Here is a 20074-nt window from a genome sequence, read left to right on the forward strand (position 1 = left end):
CCAGTGCCCAGTACTCAGTGCCCAGTACTCAGTGCCCAGTGCCAGGTATTCAGTGTTGCAGCAGCCTGGCGAATTCCTCGGCCGGCAATGGCCGGCCGTACAGGTAGCCTTGCCCCTGCTCGCAGCGCAGCAGTTTCAGGAACTTGGCTTCCTCTTCCGTCTCGATGCCTTCGGCGACGACCTTCAGCTCCAGCGTGTGCGCCAGCTGCACGATGGTCTGCACCATGCCCATGTAGTTCGCATCCTGCGTCATCTTGACCACGAAGGAACGGTCGATCTTCAGCACGTCGACCGGCAGCGTGACGAGGTAGGCGAGCGACGAGTAGCCGGTGCCGAAGTCGTCGATCGCCACCGGCACGTCCAGTTCGCGCACGCGGTTCAGGATATCGACCACGCGGCGCTGGTCCGCCACCAGGCCGCTTTCCGTGACTTCGATCGACAGCGGCCGCAGGCTGGCCTCGGCCGTGTTCAGTGCCCGTTCGATGTCGTCGAACAGGGAATCGCAGCGGAACTGGGCCGGCGCCACGTTGACGGCGATCTGCGGCGGCTTCAGGCCCGCGTCGTGCCATGCGCGCCAGTCTTCCATCGCGCGCTGCATCACGTTGCGGCCGACCTGCGTGACCAGGCCGCTGCGTTCCAGCACTGGCACGAATTCGGTCGGCTGGATCAGGCCGCGCTGCGGATGGCGCCACCGCACCAGCGCCTCGGCCCCGGCCAGCTTGCCCGTCTTGAGGTCGATCTTCGGCTGGTAGAAGTTGATGAACTCGCCGCGCTCGACCGCCTCGCGCAACTCCGCCTCCATGCTGATCTGGCGCGCCAGCGCATGGTCGGCGTCGCGGTCATAGAAGCCGATCTGTTCCTCCTGCGCGCGCGAGCCGGCCAGCGCATCCCAGGCCTTGACCAGCAGTTCGTCGGCGCTGGTGCCATCCTCGGGCAGCATGGCGGCGCCCACGTTCACGGTGCACCAGATCTTCTGCTCGTCCACCTGGTAGGAGCCCTCCAGCATGGGGATGATCGTGTCGCGCGCATAGGCGCGCGGCGAGCGTGCTTCGTCGACCGGGTAGAACAGGGCGAAACGGCCGATCCCCACGTGCGACAGCGCCATCCGCGGTGCCACTTCGGTCTTCAGCCGCTGCGCCACCTGCCGCATCAGGCCGATCGCGGCCGTGTTGCCGTAGGCGGAACTGATCTCGTCGAAGCGGTTGATGTTGATCAGGAGTACCGTGCCGCTGGCATTGACGGCGGCCAGCGCGGCGACCTCCTCGTCGAAATGCAGGCGGCTCGGCAGGCCGGACAGCGCATTCGTGCGCGCCAGCCGGAACAGTTCCTGGGCATTGATCAGCCGTTCCAGCCCGAAGCTCAGTTCGTTGCCGAGTTCGCCGGCCCGTTCGCGGTAGAAATGGTCGAAGAAGTCCGGCCGGTGGGAATAGAACGCGATCGCGCCCCAGCACTTGCCGTTGACGAACAGCGGGATGGCCATGCAGGACGCGACCCGCTGCTGCGTGCCGGCCAAATGGTTCGATACCTGCAGGCGCCCGGTCGCAACGGCGGCATCCGCCAGTTCGCGCGCGCACCAGTCCGCTACCGGTCCCGCCTCCGTGCCTGCCTCCGGTGGGCCACCGGCGCGACGCATGTCGTGCCAGCGATGCTCGGTGCCGTCCCGGCCAGCGGAGGTGAACAGTTCGAGGGCGCCGGTAGCATCGTCGACGCGGCTGATGTCCACGACCTCCAGGCCCGGCTGGTGGCAGGCGAAGCGGCAGGTGTCCATGCACAGCGCTTCGAGCGTCCTGGCGCGGGTGATGATCGCCGAAAGGCGCGACAGCAGCACGTAGAAATTATCGTGCCGGATCAGCGCGCGCTCCTTTTCCACCTCGGTGGTCATGTCGATCGCCGAACCGCCGAGGAAGGGCTCGCCATCGACGTCGATCGGGAACTTGTGCACCAGCCAGTGGCGGGTACCGTCGTGCGATGTTTCCATCGTCTTGATCGTCTCGCCGTTTTCCAGCACGGCGCGGTCCTGCTCTTCGAGGCTGTGGCGGATGTCTTCCGGCCAGAAGTGGCTGTCGTCCATGCCCACCACGGTGGGCACGCCGAAGAAGCCATGCAGCGCCGCATTGCCCATCACGTAGCTGCCGCTGCGGTCCTTGATCCACAGCGGCGAAGGCGAATGCTCGGCAAAGCCGGACAGGAAACTTTCGGCGCGCGCCAGCTTGCGTTTCAGCTCGCGGCAGGCCGCCGCCGTGGCGGCCAGGTCGGCCAGCGCCTGGCGCTGCTCGGGGCTCATCGCCGGCGGTGCGCAGGCCAGCAGGGCGCACTCGTCATCCAGTGCCTGCGGCGGCTCGCTGCCGCACAGGTGGGCGGCAAGCCGCACGAGTTCCGGCGGAAAGGCATCCTGCTCGCCTTCGACCGGCAGCACCTGTTGTTCCTGGGGGGCGATAATGTTCATTTAGGCGTTCTTTTCACATCATCCATCGTGGCACCCCGCGCCGCGGCCGTCCTGCCGCTTTGGGGGGAGGGGTGTCAGTCCTTGAGTCTGGCTCAGTCCTCGAGCTTGTATCAGTCCGTGAGCTTGTATCAGTCCGTGAGCTTGTATCAGTCCGTGAGCCTGGATCAATCCGTGAGCGTGGATCAGTCCGGGAGCTTTCATCAGTCCGTGAGCTTGAACTTGAGCTGGATGGTCAATGCGCCGTGCAGGCGATCCTTGTACTTCGGTACGATAGCAAAGTTCACCCCCACCCGTTCGTACTCCACGCTGACGACGGGGATCAGCGCGGGGAACCAGCCGCCGTCGCGATGTTTCGGGTAGCCGTCGAACGCACCGACCACGGCGCCCAGCCGCAACGGCCCCAGCGAGAAGGGCTGGTAATAGATGCCGGCGTAGTTCGAGATGGCGCGGTCGCTGTTGCGGAAACGCCCCACCGTGGCCGATGCCACCGTGGAAAACCGGTATTCGGCGCCAATGCCGGGGTTGGTGTCGTCCAGCCCCGCGTCGCGGTCGAAGTGGTACGAATAAAAGCCGGGATTCACCCACAGTTCGCTGCGCGGCTGCGATTCGATCACGCCGAACGGATTGGCGTGCGCCCCCGCCTGTGCAAGCAGCAGCGCGGCTCCCAGCATTGCGTATTTCATGCAGTTTTCCCCAGATTGTTTATGGCGCGGCAATTATAGCGACAGCTCAAGCATGCCGCGTTATTTCCAGGATTTCAAAGCATGTTTGATGCCGGTAAAGCTATTTCTGTTTGGAAATTGACTGCCTGTCGGCAATGCCGGACAGTAGCCATCCCACATGACAGGGAGTCCGCAATGAAGAAGCATACGATGGTGATTTGCGCCGCCGTCTCGGTATTGACGGCATGCGCCTCGACGACGAAGCCGGGCATGGTCGGCGTCCAGCGGCAGCAGCTGATGCTGGTGTCGGCCGAGAAGGTGGAGCAGATGGCGCTGGTGAACTACACGCAGCAGAACCGCGACGCCCAGGTCAAGGGCAGGCTGGTGACCAAAGGAGCCGAATACGAACGGCTGAAGAAGATCGCTGCCCGCCTGCAGGCGCAGGTGACGGCGTTCCGCGACGATGCGGCGAAGTGGCACTGGCAGCTCGCGCTGATCGATGCGCCCGTGATCAACGCCACCTGCGCGCCGGGCGGCAAGATCACGTTTTATACAGGGCTGCTGCGCCAGCTGAAGCTGAACGACGACGAGATCGCCATCATCATGGGCCATGAAATCGCCCATGCGCTGCGCGAACATGGCCGCGAACGCGTCTCGCGGGCCTATGCGCAGAATGCGCTGACCACGACCGCGCTGATGGCGGCGCCGGACAGCCAGGCCCAGATCGAGGCGGCTAACACGGTGGCGCACTACCTGTACATGCTGCCCAATTCACGCCAGAACGAATCGGAAGCCGACGCGATGGGCCTGGAACTGGCGGCCCGGGCCGGCTACAAGCCGGAAGCGTCGGTGGCGGTATGGAAGAAAATGCAGGCGCTGGAGCGGAAGGAGGGTGGCAAGCAGGGCGCCGAATTCACGTCCACGCACCCGTCGAACGAAACGCGCATCACCGACCTGACCGCGATGCTGCCGAAGGTGGCGCCGCTCTACCAGGGCGCGGCAAGGAAATAGGTGGTTTGCGCGGCAGCGTGCTACAGCCGCAGTTCCCAGTAGCCCACATCGAGCCAGCGGCCGAACTTGAAGCCCACTTCTCCGAAGTGGGCAACTTTTTTGTACCCCAGTTTTTCATGCAGGGCCACGCTGGCATCGTTCGGCTGCGCGATCCCGGCGATCGCTAGGTGGCAGCCACGGGCGCGAAGGCGCTCGAGCAGGGCCAGGTACAGCGCCGTGCCATGGCCTTGTCGTTCGCTGCCCCGCGCCAGGTAGACGGAAGTCTCCACCGAAAAGCGGTAGGCATGCCGCACCCGCCATGCCGTAGCATACGCATAACCGGCGATGGCGCCGTCCGGCAGTTCCAGCACCAGCCATGGCAAAGCGCCATCCTGCACCGCGGCGATGCGTCCGCCCATGTCGCCGGCGGACACGGCCACCTCTTCGAAGCTGACGGTGGTGTCTTCGATATAAGGGTTGTAGATCGCGGCGATGGCTGCGGCATCGCCCGGCCGGGCCTCGCGGATCAAGCGCGCGGGCGCTGCTTGTGGAACACCAGCGGGCTGTACGGCACCGCCGATGGCGGCGGCGAATGCAGGATGCCCGGCTTCATCGCACCGACGACGTGCATCTCGCACGGCTTGCAGTCGAAGCGCAGCGTGTAGGTTTCGCTGCCCGAGACCAGCGTCATCGGTTCCGCCTTCACCTGGCCCTGCACACCCTGCACGCCCTTGGCCTGCTTCGGGCACAGGTTGAACGAGAAGCGCAGGCAGTGCTTGGTGATCATCAGCGGCACTTCGCCCGCCTCCTCGTGCGCCTCGTAGGCAGCGGCGATCATCTGCACGCCGTGCTTGTGATAGAACGCCCGCGCTTTTTCGTTGTAGACGTTGGCAAGGTAGGTCAGCTGCGTGTCCGGATAGACCGCCGGCGGTTCGGCCGGCGCCTTGCGCGGAGGACGCTGCCAGGCCGCCAGGCGGGCCGCCTCGTGGGCGGCGATCGCTTCGCGCCGCAGCGCATTGATCGCGCCGGACGGCACGAACCACGGCTGCGACAGCTTCAATTCGACACTGCCCGCCTGGAACATCGTGTTGCCCAGCTTGCCCAGGCTGGTGCGCAGTGCCGCCTCGGCCTGCGCCGCCTGCTGGGCGGGTTGCAGCGCCAGCGCCGTGGCCGTCGTGCTTGTGATGCCGTCCTCGTCGGTAACCGCCAGCGCCAGTCCTTCGGCATGCTCGGCCAGCACCAGGTGCACGGCCACCTTGCGGTCCGACGATTTCTTCGCCAGCGCCGCTTCCCACTGGTTGTCGCGGTTACGGTGGATCTCGGTGCCGACCTTCAGGCCGGTGAGGCTGGCCATCGGCTCGTTGGGAAAGACGCGCCAGCGCTGGCCCTCGTCGTTCTCGCCCAGTTTTTCCACCGTATTGGCCTGCACCCCGGCCGACGTGCGCTTGACCATGTAGTTCAGGCCGTCGCCGTTGGCCATCGGCGCATCGGTCAGCAGGTCGAAGTGGTCGCCGCCCAGCCGCGTCACGGTACCGAGCTTGACGCCCAGGTACTTCGGCGAATCGAACGCGCCGATATCGTCCTGCCGGCCGCCGGCGAAGTAGTCGGTATGGCCGCGGTGGAAGTTCTTGTCCACGTCCGGCGTGAACATGACCTGCGTGCGGCCGCTCGACGCGCGCACGAATTCGGTACGGCGCTCCAGGATCTCGTCCAGCAGCAGCCGGTAATGGGCCGTGATGTTCTTCACATACCCCATGTCCTTGTAGCGGCCTTCGATCTTGAAGGAACGGATGCCCGCATCGACCAGGGCTTCCAGGTTGCGGCTCTGGTCGTTGTCCTTCATCGACAGCAGGTGCTTGTCGTAGGCCACCACGCGGCCCTGGCCGTCGGACAGCGTGTACGGCAGCCGGCAGGCCTGCGAACAGTCGCCGCGGTTGGCGCTGCGGCCCGTGTCCGCATGCGAGATGTAGCACTGGCCGGAGAACGCCACGCACAGCGCGCCATGGATGAAGTACTCGAGCGGTGTGTCGACTTCGGCGCGGATCTTGCGGATCTGTTCGATCGTCAGTTCGCGCGCCAGCACCAGCTGGGAAAAGCCCACGTTGCCGAGGAACCTGGCCCGCTCGACGGTACGGATGTCGCATTGCGTGCTGGCATGCAGCTGGATCGGCGGCAGGTCCATTTCCAGCAGGCCCATGTCCTGGATGATCAACGCATCCACGCCCGCTTCGTACAGCTGCCAGATCTGCTTGCGAGCCAGCTCGAGCTCGCTGTCATGCATGATCGTGTTCATCGTCACGAAGATGCGTGACCGGTAGCGGTGCGCGAACGCGGTCAGCGCGGCGATGTCTTCCAGGGGATTGCTCGCATTGTGGCGCGCGCCGAATGCCGGGCCGCCGATATAGACGGCGTCGGCGCCATGCAGGATGGCTTCGCGGCCGATCTCGGCGGTTTTGGCGGGCGACAGCAGTTCGAGTTCGTGGGCGAGGAGAGACATGGTAAATCCTGGGTGGAGGGAAACGCGCCTGGGCGAAGGGGCAGATTATAGCTTTCCGGACCGGGGATGTCATCGCCGGCCTGACATCGCCACCCTCCCGAGCGGCCGCTGGGCGGCGCGTGCCGGGCTCGCCCATCCCGGCAATTCCCGTACACTTCCTGCATCGTCCGCCCCGGGAACCCGCACATGGAATGGCTGTCCGACCCCAATATCTGGATTGGATTGCTGACGCTGATCGTACTGGAGATCGTGCTCGGCATCGACAACCTGATCTTCATTGCGATCGTTGCCGAGAAAGTGCCGCCCCACCAGCGCGACAAGGCGCGATTGCTGGGGCTGTCGCTGGCGCTGCTGATGCGCCTCGGCCTGCTGAGCGTGATTTCCTGGATCGTCACGCTCACCGAACCGCTGTTCACGGTCGGCGCGATGGCGTTTTCCGGGCGCGACCTGATCCTGCTGCTGGGCGGTATCTTTTTGCTGTTCAAGGCCACGATCGAGCTGCACGAGCGGGTCGAAGGGCAGGTCCACGCCAAGAGCGGGCCGGTCGCGTATGCCCGCTTTGCCGCCGTGGTCGGCCAGATCATCGTGCTCGACGCCGTGTTCTCGCTCGATTCCGTGATTACGGCGGTCGGCATGGTCGACGACCTGGCCGTGATGATCGCCGCCGTCATCGTGTCGATGGCCGTGATGATGTTTTCCTCGAAGCCGCTGACGCGCTTCGTCAACGCCCACCCGACCGTGGTCGTGCTGTGCCTGTCGTTCCTGCTGATGATCGGCCTGTCGCTGATCGCCGAGGGCTTCGGCTTCCATATCCCGAAAGGCTACCTGTACGCGGCCATCGGCTTCTCGGTCGTGATCGAGGCGCTGAACCAGCTGGCGCGGCGCAATTTCGCGCGCCAGCAGGAACACCTGCCGCTGCGCGAACGCACCGCCAACGCCGTGCTGCGCATGATGGGCGAAACCACTGGCGACGGCACCGCCGAAGCGCCGGCAACCCAGGGCGAGCCGGTGGAGCAGCCCACGTTCGAGTCGGCCGAGCGCCACATGGTCAGCGGCGTACTCAGCCTGTCGCAGCGGCCGGTGCGCTCGATCATGACGCCCCGTTCCGATATCTCGTGGGTCGACCTGGACGACGATGCCGCTTCGGTCCGCGCCCAGCTGCTCGATGCGCCGCACAGCTTCTATCCGGCCGGCCGCGGCCAGCTGGACAATATCGTCGGCGTGGCGCGCGCGAAAGACGTGATCGCCGACCTGATGGACGGCGGCCATATCGACCCGGCGCGCAGCATCCGGCCGCCGATCGTGATGCCGGATACGGCCGGCGTGCTGCAGGTGATGGAAACGCTGAAGCGTTCGCACGGCCAGCTGGTGCTGATCGCCGACGAGTACGGCACCATCCAGGGCCTGGTGACGCCGATCGACATCCTCGAGGCGATCGCCGGCGAATTCCCGGACGAGGACGAACAGCCGGTGGTGCAGGCGCTCGGCGAGGGCCGCTGGCGCGTCGACGGCGGGGCGGACCTGCACCACCTGCAGCAGGTGCTGGAATCCGACGCGCTGGGCATCGCCACCGGCGACTACACGTCGCTGGCCGGCTTCATGCTCGAGCGTTTCGGCACCTTGCCGCACGTCGGGCAGGTGCTGGCGCTGGACGACCTGCGGCTGGAAGTGGCGGAGGTGCGCGAACGCCGCATCACGTCGGTGCTGATCAGCCGCACCGGCGGGGAGGGAGAGGCCTGAGTGTCTCCAGGCACCTGGTCGTCCGTGCACCTGATCGGCTGTGCCCCCGGACGACGATCCCGCTCAGGGGATCTTGCGCCGCAGCGGCATCGGGACAGGTGTCTCCCGCGTCGGCATCGGCGCGCGGTCCGGCGGATTCAGTCCGGTGACGAGGTCGGCGATCCTGACCGACTGGCCGGTCTCGAAACACTGGTTGGCAGCGACCCCGATCAGGATCGACCAGGCGCCGGAGCGCTCGTCGGCCAGGCGCTTGTACTTGTCCGCCGGGGCGTTGCCGAAGATTTCCTCGAGCATCACGGCATCGCCGCCGCCGTGGCCGCCCGTGCCGGTCCAGGGTTCCACCTCGCGTGGCGCGCCGCGCAGCGGAATCACGCGGGTTTCCACGACATTGCTCTTGCTCTGCACTTCGCTGGCGCCAGCCGCGCCGACCTGCTCGACGATCCGGTGTTCCAGGCGCCCCTTGGTGCCGTTGAAGGCCACGTGGTAGCCCTCCCACGCATCGTAGGCGGACAGTGCATAGGTCAGCTGTGTGCCATTGTCGTAGCGCACCATCACGTTCATCGTGTCTTCGATATTGATTTCCGGGCGCCACACGCACTGGTCGCGGTAGTAGCCGTCGTGCTTTTCGTTGTCCAGGTAGATTGCCTTCAGGCCGGGATCGGCCGCCAGGTCGAAGTAGAACGTGCATTTCTGCTTTTCCGGGCAGGTCAGGCAACGCTCGTGCGCGCCGGTCAGCCCCATGCGTTTCGCGGTGGCCGGGGTGTAGAACTGGCGCGAGCCGAACGCATGCACAAGCTCCGGCTGGGCACCCAGCCACCAGTTGACCAGGTCGAAGTGGTGGGTCGACTTGTGGATCATCAGCCCGCCGGACATGGCCTTGTTGCTGTGCCAGCGGCGGAAATAATCGGCGCCGTGGACGGTATTGAGCAGCCAGGTGAAATCGACCGACATCACGTCGCCGATCTCGCCGCTCATCAGGATGTCCTTCACCTGCGAGCGCGGCGGCGTGTAGCGGTAGTTGAACGTCACGCGGATGTGGCGGCCGGTGCGCTTGACGGCATCGAGGATGCGCTGCGCCTTTTCCGCCGTCGTCGTCATCGGCTTTTCCGTGATCACGTCGCAACCCGCTTCCAGCGCGCGCACGATGTATTCGTCGTGCTTCGCGTCGGGCGTCGTGACGATCACGTATTGCGGCTTCGTTTCGCGGATCATCCGGTCGAAATCGGCGGCCTGGTAGGCCGTCGGCTGGCTGGCGCCGGTAGCGGCGATGGTACGCACCGCGAGCGCGGCGCGGCCCGGATTGCTGTCGCAGATCGCCACGATCTCGTTGCCGTCGCGGTACTTGCCGGTAATTGCGCCGGTAAACATGCGCGCCCGCGAACCCACGCCGACAACCGCGTAGCGCTTGCGCGGGGTTGCGGCAAAGGCGCTTGTCGCCAGCATGATGCCGGCTGCGCCGGCGGCCTTCAGGACAGTGCGGCGATCGGTTGGGCCGGCATTGTTTTCGCTCATCGAAGTGTCTCCAATAATAGTGGTTGGGCAGCGCGCCACCACTCTTCTGGGGAGAGTTGATCGTTGGCGGCGGCTACGCCGATGGTAGGTCCAATCGATCTATGTGGCAAGACCAGTTGAGTCAACTGGACGGACCAATCATCTTCGTGATCGATCGGGCGTGGATCCACGGCATGGGCGGGACGCGATTGAAGTTTTCGCATGTTGAAGCTTGAATAACGATATCATCATGCTTTGTAGGAATTTACTTACAGGCCTAGGAATTATCTTTATTTCTGGAGGTGTGGATGGCGATGCACTCTTACCTGCGGATCGACGGCGTCCCGGGCGGTTCGACCAGCAGCGGTTACGAAGGATGGATCGCCTGCGATTCGGTCAGCTGGTCGCTGCGTCATGCGGGGGCAGGGCAGGGCCTGGCGGAGATCCGCTTCGTCAAGCCGAAGGACGCGGCGTCGCCGGTGCTGGAACGGCTCTGCATCAGCGCAACCCTGCTGCCCAGCGCGCGCTTCGATTTCGTGCGTGCCGCCACGGATGGCGAACCGGTCAAATGCTACGAGATCGAACTGGAGAACGTCACCGTGGCCAACGTGGCTTCCGGGCCGCGCGGCGAGGCGGCGACGCTGGAGACGGTGGTCCTGACTTTCGCGCAGGCCCGGCTGACGGCTGTCGCGATGGGCTGACCGGCAGGAGCGGCTTATTTGGCAAGATTATGGCGGGATTATGGCGGGATTATGGCGAAAGCCGGTAGCGCTGCTCGCGGTACAGCAGCGACGGCAGCATCACGTGCGCCATCGCGCGCTCCACCAGGGCTGCGGGCGGAGGAGACGAGGCCAGGGTCAGCGCGCCGCTTGCGCGATCGTATCGCCCGGCCAGCGGCGCCTGCCCGGGCCGCAGGATCGTCGCCGAGTCGCCTTCCAGCCACGCGAAGGTGTTGTCGAACTGAAGCATCGCCCGGCCCGGCACTTCTCCGTCTATTCCGCTGTCAGTGCCGCTGTCGCGCGCCAGGTCGCGGCCGATCATCGGATGCTCGCTCGACACGCCCATCAGTGACAGCAGCGTCGGCCCCAGGTCGATCTGGCTGGCCAGCGTGCGGATCTGGCGGGGCTTCAGGTCGGCCCCGAGGATCAGGCCGGGAATGTGGAATTTGTTGATCGGCACGAGGCTGTCGCCGTACACGCGGTTGTCATGGTCCGCCACGATCAGGAACACCGTATCCTTCCAGTAGTCCTGCTGCTTGGCAGCCGTGATGAACTTCCCCAGGGCAAAGTCGGCATACTTGACCGCATTGTTGACACCCGCCTTGACGGGGTCGTGCAGGGTGATCTTGCCGTCAGGGAACTCGAACGGCTCGTGGTTCGACGAGGTGAAGACCAGGCTGAAGAACGGCTTGCCTTGCGCATGCAGGTATTTCAGCCGTTCCAGCGCGGTGTCGAACAGGTCTTCGTCGGACGCGCCCCAACTGCCCTCGAAGCGTGGATGCATGGCACGCCGGTCGACCACGCTCTGGAAACCGTTGCCTGTGAAGAAACCGCGCATATTGTCGAAATGCGCTTCGCCGCCATACACGAACTCGGTCTGGTAACCCTGCCGGCCCAGTCCCAGCGCCAGCGTATAGAAATTGCGCTGCGCCAGCGACAGCTTCACCACGCTGCGCGCCGGCGTGGGCGCATAGCCGGACACCACCGCTTCGATGCCGCGTACCGAGCGGGTGCCGGTGGCGTACAACTGCTCGAACCACCACCCTTCGTCCTTCAGTTTTTCCAGCTCCGGCGTCACGGGCAGCCCGCCCAGCGATTTCACGAACGTGGCGCCCAGGCTTTCCTCGAGCACGATGACGAGGTTCAGCGGCCGGTCGCGCCGGTAGGCGGCCTGCTGGTGGTGCAGCGTGGGCAGTTCGGCCGACGGGAACCGGTAGCCATTCATCCACGGCGCGGACCGGACCTCGGCCAGCACCCTGTCGCGCCCGATATCGCCGTAGATCTCGGACGAATGCGCTTCCTTGCGCATCGATCCGACAGCGTCGAGCACCGACCAGGCGGAATTGATCACCAGCGAATTGACCAGTGCATCGCCGCTCAGCGCAAACAGGGCCGGGTTGGCCGGCCGGTGCGCGGTGGTCGAGCGGATCTGCAGCGCCACCACTAGCAGCAGCAACGGCCACGTCAGCAGCAACCTGCGCGATGGCCACGAGACCATGTGGCGCGACGCGGCTTTCAGCACGCGGTGTACCAGGGCGGCGAGCAGCATGGTCACGACGACGGTGGCGAACAGGGCCAGGCGGTAGCCGTGCCACAGCGTGCCGAACACCTCGGCCGGATACGCCAGGTACTCGACGAACAGGCGGTTCGGCCGCATGTCGTACTGGAGGATGAACTGCGGCGTGGCCAGCTCCATGAAACCGATGAACACCAGTGCCGCGGTGGTCCACCAGGCGGTCAGCGCGGTCCACAGACGTGCCGTCCGGCGGTGTGCCAGCAATGGCGCGAGCGCCAGCGGAATGGCCAGGAAATAGCCCAGCAGGATCAGGTCCGCCCGGATGCCCTGCACGAAGATGTCGCCCAGGACGCCGGCCGCCGCCACGCGCTCGCGCTGCCAGATCACCAGGGCGATGCGCGACAGTGACAGCAATGCCAGGCCGGCGGCCAGCAGGCAGAACAGGTTCAGGTAAGGACCTGTGCGCTGCCACCATCGAAGCGTGGCCCGGCCAGGGAAGGAAGGAGCGGGGCGGGAAGGGTAATCGCGGGCGTTTGCCTGGGTCATGGGGTCGATGCGGTCTGGGTGGCGGATGGGGCAGAAGCGTGGCGGCCTGCGCAAGCCAGCGCACTGTAGCGAAGCCGCTGTCGCGGTCCCGTTAAGCCAGGGTTAATTTCCCGTTAAAAGGCACCGCCGGCACATCACTGCCGGCACTTTTGCTCATCCGGATGATTGTTCATCGGCGCACCGGTACCGGGAAGCGACGGTCAAAGGCCTGCGCAGCCAGCGGTCGCGCAGGCGCAGGCCGGGCCGTTCGACCGCCAGGTAGAGCAGGGCGGCCACCGCCACCGACACACTTGCGTAAATCAGCAGGGCGCTCGCCGGCGCCTGCCTGCCCACGTCCGGCAGCGCGGTATCGAGTGCCGCATACACTGCCTTGTGCGTGAGGTACAGGCTGAAGGCCAGCACGGCCAGCGGCCGCACCCCCGGCAGGTGCTGGCGCCCGAGCCAGGTGCGCGGACTGGCAGCACCCACCACCAGGCAGGCGCAGCCGAGCGCCACCACGGGAAACAGGAATACGGCGCCGGTGGCGCTGACCGGCTGCATGCGGGTGCAGCCGGCCACGATCGCGGCGCCCAGCGGGAGGAACAGCCATGCCCGGCACATCAGTCGCTCCCACCACGCTGGACGGAAGGCTCGCACCGCCGACAACATCACGCCTGCCAGCAAGCCATCCAGGCGCGACCACGTGGGGTTATAGATCGTTGCGATGAACTGGCGCATGGCCGTGGCGGTATCCCCGGCGTCCAGGTACGGTGCCACCTGGTGCGACCACAGCCAGGCCCGCAGTGCCATCCCCACGGCGACGATGCCGGCCGCCAGCGCCGCGACCAGCCAGCCGCGCGACCGGGCGGCGATCGACCAGGCCACGACGGGGAACAGCAGGTAGAAATGTTCTTCGACGCACAGCGACCACGCATGGGAGTAGGCGGTTCCGCGTTCCCATTCGGGATGCAGGTTCAACGTAAATGTGAGGAACTTCCATGGTGCCTGCAGGTCACCGCCTTCGCGCCATTGCGGCAGCAGCACAGGCATCAGCAGATACAGCGCCAGCACCGTGTAATACGCTGGCAATATCCGGAACGCGCGGGAGAGCATGAACCGGCGCCAGCGCGGTGCGGCGCCCCGCGCGTATTCCCGCAGGACTTGCCAGCCGATCAGGTAGCCGCTGAGGACAAAGAACAGGTCGACGCCCATCCAGCCGTGTTCCACGAAAGCGGGCAGGGCAATGCCGTGGCTGCTGATGTGGTACAGCATGACCGCGGCAATCGCCAGGGCGCGCAGCAGGTCGATCCCGGGCGCACGCCCGGCATCATGATGCGAAAGCAGTCGTTCGCCTCGGTGGACGATGTTGTACGGGGCGGCGATGCGCAACTCTCCACTGGAAACCTGGCCGGACAGGTGCCCGGCAAAATAAACGCTGCCGCAAGGTACTACAAAAAGGCGGAGCCAATCAATCAGCCCAATGACTGAACAAATATTTGCAACTAACCGAAAGATATCACCAACCCGGCGACCTCGAAAACCAGGCCTGATCGACCAACTGGTCTTTAGCCCGAAAGGGCCGGGCATCACGAACCCGCATCCGGCAGCGGGCAGACAATCTATGCCATCCAGCAGAAACAACGGATAATGGCGGCCTTACTCAATTCGAGCACTATCTGGAACACTCCCATGGAAATCAAGGTCAACTTTCTCGACAAGCTTCGTCTCGAAGCCAAGTTCGACGATTTCACGGTCATCGCCGACCAGCCGATCCGCTACAAGGGCGACGGCTCGGCACCTGGTCCGTTCGACTATTTTTTGGCATCGTCGGCCTTGTGCGCGGCCTATTTCGTGAAGCTGTATTGCTCGACTCGCAATATTCCCACTGAAAATATCCGCCTGTCGCAGAACAATATCGTTGACCCGGAAAACCGTTACCAGCAGATTTTCAAGATCCAGGTCGAATTGCCGGCCGATATTTCCGCCAAGGACCGCGAGGGTATCCTGCGTTCGATCGACCGCTGCACGGTGAAGAAAGTGGTGCAGGCCGGCCCGGAGTTCGTGATCGAGGAAGTGGAAAACCTCGATGCGGATGCCCAGGCGCTGCTGACGGTCGCTCCCGATGCCGCGACCAGTACCTATATCCCCGGCAAGGACCTGCCGCTGGAACAGACCATCGCCAACATGTCGAGCGTGCTCGCGAATCTCGGCATCAAGATCGAAATCGCTTCCTGGCGCAATATCGTGCCCAATGTGTGGTCGCTGCATATCCGCGACGCCCATTCGCCGATGTGTTTCACCAATGGCAAGGGATCGACGAAGGAGAGCGCGCTGGCGTCGGCGCTGGGCGAGTACATCGAGCGCCTGAGCAACAACCACTTCTATGCCGGCGTGTTCTGGGGCGAAGACATCGCCAACGCGGACTTCGTGCATTATCCGGAAGAGCGCTGGTTCAAGCCGGGCCGGGGCGACAAGCTGCCGTCGGAAATCCTCGATGAATACTGCCTGGACATCTACGATCCGGACGGCGAATTGCGCGGCTCGCACCTGGTCGACACCAATTCCGGCAACGTGGCCCGCGGCATCTGTTCGCTGCCGTATGTACGGCGCTCGGACGGTGAAACCGTCTATTTCCCGTCCAACCTGATCGAAAACCTGTTCGTCAGCAATGGCATGAGTGCCGGGAATACGCTGGTCGAAGCGCAGGTGCAATGCCTGTCGGAGATTTTCGAACGGGCGGTCAAGCGCGAAATCATCGAGGGCGAAATCGCCTTGCCCGACGTGCCGCAAGAAGTGCTGGCGAAGTATCCCGGCATCGTGGCCGGCATCAAGGGGCTGGAAGAGCAGGGCTTTCCGGTGCTCGTGAAGGATGCGTCGCTGGGCGGCGTCTACCCGGTGATGTGCGTGACGCTGATGAACCCGCGCACCGGCGGCGTGTTCGCCTCGTTCGGCGCCCATCCGAGCCTGCAGGTCGCGCTCGAGCGCAGCCTGACGGAATTGCTGCAGGGGCGCAGTTTCGAAGGCCTGAACGACCTGCCGCAGCCCACCTTCGCCAGTCACGCCGTGAAGGAGCCGAACAACTTCGTCGAACACTTCATCGATTCCAGCGGCATCGTCTCGTGGCGCTTCTTCAGCGCCAGGTCCGATTACCAGTTTGTCGAATGGGATTTCTCAGGCCACGGCGAAAACTCCAATGCCGACGAAGCGGAAACCCTGTTCGGCATCCTGGAAGGCATGGGCAAGGAAGTGTATACGGCGGTCTATGACCACCTTGGTGCCACCGCCTGCCGGATCCTGGTGCCGGGCTATTCGGAAATCTATCCGGTCGACGACCTGGTCTGGGACAACACCAACGTCGCGCTGCAGTTCCGTGCCGATATCCTGAACCTGCACCGGCTGGACGACGCGGCCCTCGAAGCGCTGCTCGAGCGCCTCGAAGAAAGCGAGCTGGATGACTACACCGACATCGCCACGCTGATCGGCATCGATTTCGACGAGAACACCGACTGGGGGCAGCTGACGATCCAGGAACTGAAGCTGCTGATCCATCTGGCCCTGCAACAGTTCGAGCCGGCCCACGAGCTGGTCGGTGCATTCCTGCAGTACAACGACAACACGGCCGAGCGCCGGCTGTTCTACCAGGCCATGAACGCGGTCCTGGAAGTGGTGCTCGACGACGACCTGGAGCTGGACGACTACGTGGCCAATTTCCGCCGCATGTTCGGCAACCCGCGCATGGACGCGGTGCTGGGATCCGTGGACGGTACCGTGCGCTTCTTCGGCCTGACGCCGACCAGCATGAAGCTGGAAGGCCTCGACCGCCATGAGCGCCTCATCGACAGTTACCGGAAACTGCACAAGGCACGGGCGAAGGCGGCGGCAGCGCGCTAGATCTGCAGTGACAGCTTCCGCGGCCGGCGCACGCCATTACGTGATTGCCATTATTTGATGGCGAAGCGCACGCTGACGGACTGCTTGTTCGGCAGCACGACCGCGGCAACGACCTTATTCCCGCGCGCCAGGGTGACGGCTTCCCTGGCGACGAGGGTATTTTTTTCGCCCGGCACCAGGGCGAACTGGCTCTTCTCGGTGCCTTTCAGGACCGTCAGCGTACCGGAAGCGCCGGCGGTTGCCATTTCCTGGCCGTGATCGTCGACGTAGAGCGTCGTCTTGCCTTCCTTGTTCACCAGTTCGAACGACATGTCGCCGGCGCTCTTGACGATGCCGCCGTGCCTGGCCGGGCTCTCGTGGGCGAGCACCGGGGCGGAACCTGCGAATGCCAGCGCCAGCGCCAGCATGGTCATGACTTTTTTCATCTGTTTCTCCAATCCGGGTATGTGGCGGCAATCCGGGCCGCCGCCACCTGGCCCATTTCAACATCAATAAGAATCAATATGTTTCGCTGTCCGCTTGCGCGAGAAGGCGTTCCAGTGGCTTCCTGCCCACCAGCCAGAAGATGAGGGGCGTCAGCAGCGAATCGAGCAGGGTGGAACTGATCAGGCCACCGAAGATCACGACAGCGACCGGATGCAGGATTTCCTTGCCGGGGGCATCGGCCGCGAGCAGCAGCGGCACCAGCGCGAAGGCGGCCACCAGCGCCGTCATCAGCACCGGCGTCAGCCGCTCCAGCGAGCCGCGCACGATCATCGGCCAGCCGAACGCCTCGCCTTCGAACTTGCAGAGATTCACATAGTGGCTGATCTTGAGGATGCCGTTGCGCGTGGCGATGCCTGCCAGCGTGATGAATCCGACCATCGACGCCACGGACAGCGAAACGCCGGCGATCCACATCGCCACCACGCTGCCCACCAGGGCAAACGGAATGTTTCCCATGATGACGGCGGCCAGCACGCCGGAGCGATAGCGCGAGTACAGGACGAGGAAAATGAGGAGCAGGGAAGCCAGCGACAGGCCGACAATGAGGCGCTGCGCCTGTTCCTGCGCCTGGAACTGCCCTTCGATGCTGACGAAGTAGCCGCCGGGCAACGCCGATGCGGCGATCGTCTTCCGGACGTCGCCGATGATCCGCGACATGCTGGACCCGTCCGTGTTGGCGTAGACGACGATGCGGCGCCGTCCATTCTCCCGTCCGATCTGGTTCGGCCCGTCGCCTTCCTCCACGGTGGCGATGCTCGATAGCGGGATGCGGCCGGCGGGGCTGTCGATCATCAGCCGCCCCAGGTCCTGCGGTGTACGATCCGCATCCGCCAGGCGCAAGACCAGGTCGTAGCGGCGTGCGCCATCGATGATCTGGGTGATCTTCGTGCCTTCCGACATCGCTTCGATGGCAGCCAGGACCTGTCCTGTCGCCAGCCCCATCTGGGCGGCCTTGCGGTAGTCGACCCTGACCTTGATCTGCGGGATGAGCACCTGGCGCTCCACCGACAGGTCGACCAGCCCCGTCACCGCGCCGAGCTGGCCGCGCAGGCTGTCGGCGAGTCCCCGCAGCGTATCGATGTCGTCGCCATAGATCTTGACGGCGATCTGCGCACGCACGCCGGACAGCAGGTGATCGAGGCGGTGCGAAATCGGCTGGCCGATCGCGACGGATGCCGGGATCGACGCCAGCTGCGCGCGGATACTGGCCATGATTTCCTCGCGCGACCGTTCCGATGCCTTCAGGTCGACATCGATCTCGGACGAGTGCACCCCCTCGGCATGTTCGTCCAGTTCGGCGCGGCCGGTGCGGCGGCCCACCTTGGTCACCTCGGGCACCTGGCCGATGAGTGTTTCCGCGAGGGCGCCCAGCCGGTTTGCCTCGCCTAGCGAGGTGCCCGGGGTAAATGTCATTCCCATCACCAGCGAACCCTCGTTGAACGCCGGCAGGAACGCACGGGGGAAGAACGGGACCGACGCCGCGGCGAGCAGGACGGCGATCAGGGCCACCGCCAGCACGGTGCGGACATGCACGAACGACCAGGCCAGCAGTTTGCTGTCCCACGCCTTGAGCCGTGCGACCAGCGGGCTGTCGCCATGATGCAGGCGTTTCATTTTCGGCAGCAGGTACATCGCCAGCACGGGTGTCACCGTCATCGACACCACCATCGATGCAAGGATCGAGGCGATATACGCGATTCCCAGCGGTGCGAACAGCCGGCCTTCGATGCCGGGCAACGCGAACAGCGGCACGAATACGAGCACCACGATGATCGTCGCATAGACGATGCCGGAACGGACTTCGACCGAGGCATGCCAGATCGTTTCCAGGATCGACGTATCGGCGCTGCGCTGCTTCAGCCGGCGCACGATGTTCTCGACATCGACCACGGCATCGTCGACCAGTTCGCCGATGGCAATCGCCAGCCCGCCCAGCGTCATCACATTGATCGACTGGCCAAGCAGGTGAAACGCCAGGGCGGTAACCGCCAGGGACAGCGGGATGGCAATCAGCGAGATGGCGGTGGTCCGTGCGCTGAGCAGGAACGCAAAAAGCACGACGGCGACCAGGATCGCGCCGTCCCGGAGGGCCTCCACCACATTGCCGATCGACGCGTCGATGAAGTTGGCCTGCCGGAACAGCACCACGGGCGCGGCCAGGCCGGCCGGCAGCCCCTGCTTGAGCTCCGCCAGCGCGGCTTCGATGTCGTGCGTCAGCTTCACCGTGTCGCCGGTCGGCTGCTTCTGCACGCTGACGATGACGGCGGGCTGGCCGTTCATGCCGGCATCGCCACGCTTGAACGCCGGCGCATAGCGCACTTCGGCAACCTGTTCGAGCAGCACCGGCGTGCCGTTCCGGTAATCGACGGCCAGGCCGCGGACGTCCTCGAGCCGCGTGGTGCGGCCCAGGTTGCGGATCAGGTATTCCCGGCTATTGAGGTCGATGAAGCCACCGCTCGTGTTGCTGGCAAAGCCCTGCAGCGCTCCCGTCACATGGGCGAGGCTGATCCCGAACTGCGCCATCCGCGCCGTATCCGGCGCGACGCGCAACTGGCGCACATCGCCGCCGAGCGGAATCACCTGCGATACGCCGGGGATCGACAACAGCCTGGGGCGCAGCACGAAATCGGCATATTCGCGCGCCTTCATCGGGTCCGTCTTCCGGACGTCGATCGGCAGGGCGATCAGCATGATTTCGCCCATGATCGACGATACCGGGCCCATCACGGGCGCAATCCCGCCGGGCAGCTGCTCCTTGACGAGCGCCAGGCGCTCGGCCACCAGTTGCCGGTTGCGGTAAACGTCGGTACCCCAGTCGAATTCGGCGTAGACGATCGACAGGCCGACGCCGGAGACCGAACGCACGCGGGTCACCCCGGGCATGCCGTTCAGCGTCGTCTCGATCGGGAAGGAAACGATCTGCTCGACTTCTTCAGGTGCCATGCCGCCCGCCTCGGTCAGCACCGTGACGACAGGTTTGTTCAGGTCCGGAAAAACATCGACCGGGGTGCGCAGCGCAACCACGGCCCCGTACACCATCAGCAGCAGCGCCGCCGCCAGCACCAGCAGCCGGTTATGGAGGCTGAATCGTACAATCGCGTTGAACATGGG

At 64.8% G+C, this 20074-nt stretch carries 14 protein-coding genes; 5 read left to right on the plus strand and 9 right to left on the minus strand.

The genetic code is table 11. The features are described from left to right. Positions 1–49: 49 nt before the first annotated feature. Positions 50–2446, minus strand: a complete 2397-nt coding sequence (locus FHS02_RS02865) for a bifunctional diguanylate cyclase/phosphodiesterase (RefSeq protein ID WP_137312713.1) — start codon at positions 2444–2446, stop codon at positions 50–52. A gap of 200 nt (positions 2447–2646) precedes the next feature. Further along, on the minus strand, positions 2647–3129 hold the full coding sequence (locus tag FHS02_RS02870; RefSeq protein ID WP_137312714.1) for a hypothetical protein: 483 nt from the start codon (positions 3127–3129) through the stop codon (positions 2647–2649). A 174-nt stretch (positions 3130–3303) separates the two neighbouring features. Between FHS02_RS02870 and FHS02_RS02875 the strand changes: the two genes are divergently transcribed. Next, positions 3304–4119, plus strand: a complete 816-nt coding sequence (locus FHS02_RS02875; protein WP_137312715.1) for a M48 family metallopeptidase — start codon at positions 3304–3306, stop codon at positions 4117–4119. A 20-nt stretch (positions 4120–4139) separates the two neighbouring features. Here the strand turns inward: FHS02_RS02875 and FHS02_RS02880 are convergent, their stop codons facing one another. Continuing rightward, a complete protein-coding gene (locus FHS02_RS02880) occupies positions 4140–4628 on the minus strand; it encodes an arsinothricin resistance N-acetyltransferase ArsN1 family B (protein ID WP_137312716.1) in 489 nt (162 codons plus the stop codon). After that, positions 4625–6595 (minus strand): peptidase U32 family protein, encoded by a 1971-nt coding sequence (locus FHS02_RS02885; protein WP_137312717.1) that lies wholly within the window; start codon positions 6593–6595, stop codon positions 4625–4627. The genes FHS02_RS02880 and FHS02_RS02885 overlap by 4 nt, the downstream gene beginning before the upstream one ends. Positions 6596–6781: 186 nt before the next feature. Here FHS02_RS02885 and FHS02_RS02890 point away from each other — a divergent pair, with 186 nt between their 5' ends. After that, positions 6782–8335, plus strand: coding sequence for a TerC family protein (locus FHS02_RS02890; RefSeq protein ID WP_137312718.1), 1554 nt, complete (start codon positions 6782–6784; stop codon positions 8333–8335). A gap of 63 nt (positions 8336–8398) precedes the next feature. Here the strand turns inward: FHS02_RS02890 and FHS02_RS02895 are convergent, their stop codons facing one another. Next, a complete protein-coding gene (locus FHS02_RS02895; protein WP_137312719.1) occupies positions 8399–9847 on the minus strand; it encodes a Gfo/Idh/MocA family protein in 1449 nt (482 codons plus the stop codon). A gap of 287 nt (positions 9848–10134) precedes the next feature. On the opposite strand from FHS02_RS02895, the gene FHS02_RS02900 reads away from it, so the two are divergent. Then, on the plus strand, positions 10135–10527 hold the full coding sequence (locus tag FHS02_RS02900; protein WP_137312720.1) for an Hcp family type VI secretion system effector: 393 nt from the start codon (positions 10135–10137) through the stop codon (positions 10525–10527). A 49-nt stretch (positions 10528–10576) separates the two neighbouring features. Here FHS02_RS02900 and FHS02_RS02905 read toward each other — a convergent pair whose 3' ends face one another. Then, positions 10577–12607, minus strand: a complete 2031-nt coding sequence (locus FHS02_RS02905) for an LTA synthase family protein (RefSeq protein ID WP_137312721.1) — start codon at positions 12605–12607, stop codon at positions 10577–10579. A gap of 153 nt (positions 12608–12760) precedes the next feature. Then, positions 12761–13858, minus strand: coding sequence for an acyltransferase family protein (locus FHS02_RS02910; RefSeq protein ID WP_175424710.1), 1098 nt, complete (start codon positions 13856–13858; stop codon positions 12761–12763). On the opposite strand from FHS02_RS02910, the gene FHS02_RS02915 reads away from it, so the two are divergent. Together FHS02_RS02915 and FHS02_RS02920 are read left to right on the plus strand one after the other, a co-directional pair. Then, positions 13835–14074, plus strand: a complete 240-nt coding sequence (locus FHS02_RS02915; RefSeq protein WP_175424711.1) for a hypothetical protein — start codon at positions 13835–13837, stop codon at positions 14072–14074. The genes FHS02_RS02910 and FHS02_RS02915 overlap by 24 nt on opposite strands. A 201-nt stretch (positions 14075–14275) precedes the next feature. Further along, the gene (locus FHS02_RS02920; RefSeq protein ID WP_137312723.1) at positions 14276–16477 is read left to right on the plus strand and encodes an OsmC domain/YcaO domain-containing protein; all 2202 of its coding nucleotides are present in this window, start codon (positions 14276–14278) and stop codon (positions 16475–16477) included. Between the two features lie 50 nt (positions 16478–16527). Here the strand turns inward: FHS02_RS02920 and FHS02_RS02925 are convergent, their stop codons facing one another. Further along, positions 16528–16902 (minus strand): hypothetical protein, encoded by a 375-nt coding sequence (locus FHS02_RS02925; RefSeq protein ID WP_137312724.1) that lies wholly within the window; start codon positions 16900–16902, stop codon positions 16528–16530. Positions 16903–16975: 73 nt separating this feature from the next. Further along, positions 16976–20071: an efflux RND transporter permease subunit gene (locus FHS02_RS02930; RefSeq protein ID WP_137312725.1), complete on the minus strand. Its 3096-nt coding sequence runs from the start codon at positions 20069–20071 to the stop codon at positions 16976–16978. Positions 20072–20074: the final 3 nt, after the last annotated feature.

Source organism: Pseudoduganella umbonata, assembly GCF_014192225.1.
Lineage (GTDB): Bacteria > Pseudomonadota > Gammaproteobacteria > Burkholderiales > Burkholderiaceae_D > Rugamonas > Rugamonas umbonata.